Annotated in this window: 3 protein-coding genes and 1 rRNA gene; 2 read left to right on the top strand and 2 right to left on the bottom strand. The window is 70.6% G+C overall.

Features of this window, described 5'->3' with window-relative positions; genetic code table 11:
* A 5S ribosomal RNA gene (rrf, locus tag NFR93_RS16115) occupies window positions 1-72 on the top strand; the annotation flags it as partial.
* A gap of 44 nt (window positions 73-116) precedes the next feature.
* Here rrf and NFR93_RS12325 read toward each other — a convergent pair.
* Entirely contained in the window at window positions 117-1,016 is a 900-nt protein-coding gene (locus tag NFR93_RS12325) for an oxygenase MpaB family protein (RefSeq protein ID WP_251453622.1), read from the bottom strand.
* 13 nt (window positions 1,017-1,029) lie between these two features.
* The gene (locus tag NFR93_RS12320) at window positions 1,030-1,872 is read right to left on the bottom strand and encodes an oxidoreductase (protein ID WP_251453620.1); all 843 of its coding nucleotides are present in this window, start codon (window positions 1,870-1,872) and stop codon (window positions 1,030-1,032) included.
* Between NFR93_RS12320 and NFR93_RS12315 the strand changes: the two genes are divergently transcribed.
* The coding region (locus NFR93_RS12315; protein ID WP_251453618.1) for a hypothetical protein at window positions 1,871-2,069 on the top strand (199 nt) is incomplete at its 3' end. The genes NFR93_RS12320 and NFR93_RS12315 overlap by 2 nt on opposite strands.

Raw genomic sequence — 2,069 nt, 5'->3', positions numbered from 1 at the left:
CCGGAAGCTAAGCCTCTCAGCGCCGATGGTACTGCAGGGGGGACCCTGTGGGAGAGTAGGACACCGCCGGACTTCTTTCATGAAAGGGCCACCCAACGCTGGGTGGCCCTTTCACGTTAACCCGACGCGTTCGACCGGACGCGGCGGATGCGCTCGTGGGCGCGATCGTGCGCACGGGGGCCGCCGGATTCGAGCACCCGGGCGACGAGCGGTAACACCGCGCGCGTGAGCGTGACGACAGGCAGCACCGACCGTCGGACGCCGAGCAGGCGCCGCAGCTCCTTCGGGATCGTGGCGACAGCCGCGGCGAAGAAGAGCCGGTAGCCGAGCGCCATTCCGCCGTCGACCGGGGGGCGACGCAGGAAGCGCACGACGTCGTCGACGCGGGGCCCGCCCTGCAGAATGCCCCGAACGCGGTACGACTCGAGCGCTCGCGCCAACTCATCCGCGGTGCGGGGAGGTTCCTTCACGCGCATGAGACGTCCTGCGGTGGCCCACTCGGCCACGTACGCGTCCGGGCCGCCCGGTATCGGTCCGCCGTAGGTGCGGTGGCTGGTGAGGAAGGCGTCGGCGAATGCCAGATGCACCCATTCCACCAATTCGGCGTCCGCTGCTGAATAGGGGACCGCGCGTCCTTCGGTGCTCTCGTATGTGCCCTTCACCCGCTGGTGGAAGCGTCCGACGCGTGCGGTCTCGGCATCCGCTTGCTCGGTCGATCCATAGGTGACGCTGATGACCCACCGCACGGTGCCCGCGAGACGCCCCAGGGGATCCTCGCGGTAGCGCGAGAAGTCGTGCACGCCCGCGAGCGCTCCGGGGTGCAGTGCCTGGACGAGGAGGGCCCGGATGCCGGCGATGAGCGTGGCCGTGCCGGCGTGCACCGTCCAGGCCGCGCCGTCCTCGGGGAAGTAGCCCTCGTCGTCCCCCTCGCTCAGGCGCAGCACCCAGGGTGGCGCCCCTTCCGGATCGCCGGCGAGAGCGGTGAGCAGCCGTTGACGCAGGGGCGTCAGATCCATCCGAGGCGCCTCATCACTGGGCCAGCCGCGCCAGGACGACGTCCATGAGGCGATCAGGCAGGGCACGGCGTGCGCCGACGATGAGCTTCGCGGCGACGGGCGTCGCGTAGCGCGTCCGCGGTCGCCGGACCGTTGCGGCGCGCACGATCGTGGCAGCGACCTTCTCCGGAGGCGCCGACATCGGCGAGTGGTCGACCCGGTGGTAGTTGCCGTGCAGGGCGCGTGCCTGGGCGGCGTACGGGCCGTCCCCCGAGATCTCCAGAGCGCTGTCCCGTGCGATGGCGTTCCACTCGGTGCGGATGGGACCGGGCTGGACGATGACGACGTCGATGTTGTGCGGGGCGAGCTCGATCCGCAGTGAGTCGCTCAGCCCTTCGACGGCGAACTTCGTCGCGTGGTACCAGCTGCCCAGCGGCTCGTAGATCCGCCCTCCGATGGACGAGATGTTGATGATCCGTCCGCGTCCCGCTGCGCGCATCCCGGGAAGGACGAGCTGCGTGAGGCGTGCGAGGCCGAACACGTTCACCTCGAACTGGCGCCGCGCCTCGTCCAGCGGCACCTCCTCGAGGGAGCCGTACGAGCCGTACCCTGCGTTGTTGACGAGCACATCGATCCGCCCGTGCGCGCCGGTGATGCCGTCGACGCCAGACTGCATCGACGCGTCGTCGGTGACGTCCATCTCGAGCGTGCGTCCGCCCGCTGCTTCGATCTCGGTCATCCGGTCGGTCCGACGTGCTGCGCCGTAGACGACCCAGTCTTTCTTGAGGAGGGCCAGCGCGGTCGCCAGGCCGATTCCGGATGAGGCGCCAGTGATGAGCGCAACCGGACGGGACGATCGGGAGGAGGAGGTCGTCATGACACAAGTCCATCACGCCGTCGGCGGGCGGGGGTCGGTCGCCGGCGTGGGCGACGTGCGGCGGGGTGGGGGCGAGCGCCGTCGGCGCATGCCGCAGGTCCCACTGGTGCGTGCGCTCGGCGCCTGGGGCGTCGAGGGACTCGAGCGCGCCGGCGATCTGCGCGGCCAGCCGTCCCATCCGTCGAACGACGGGGATC

Origin of the sequence: Microbacterium sp. Marseille-Q6648 (assembly GCF_943181415.1) — a bacterium.
Lineage (GTDB): Bacteria > Actinomycetota > Actinomycetes > Actinomycetales > Microbacteriaceae > Microbacterium.
This window is presented reverse-complemented; position numbering and strand designations above follow the sequence as displayed.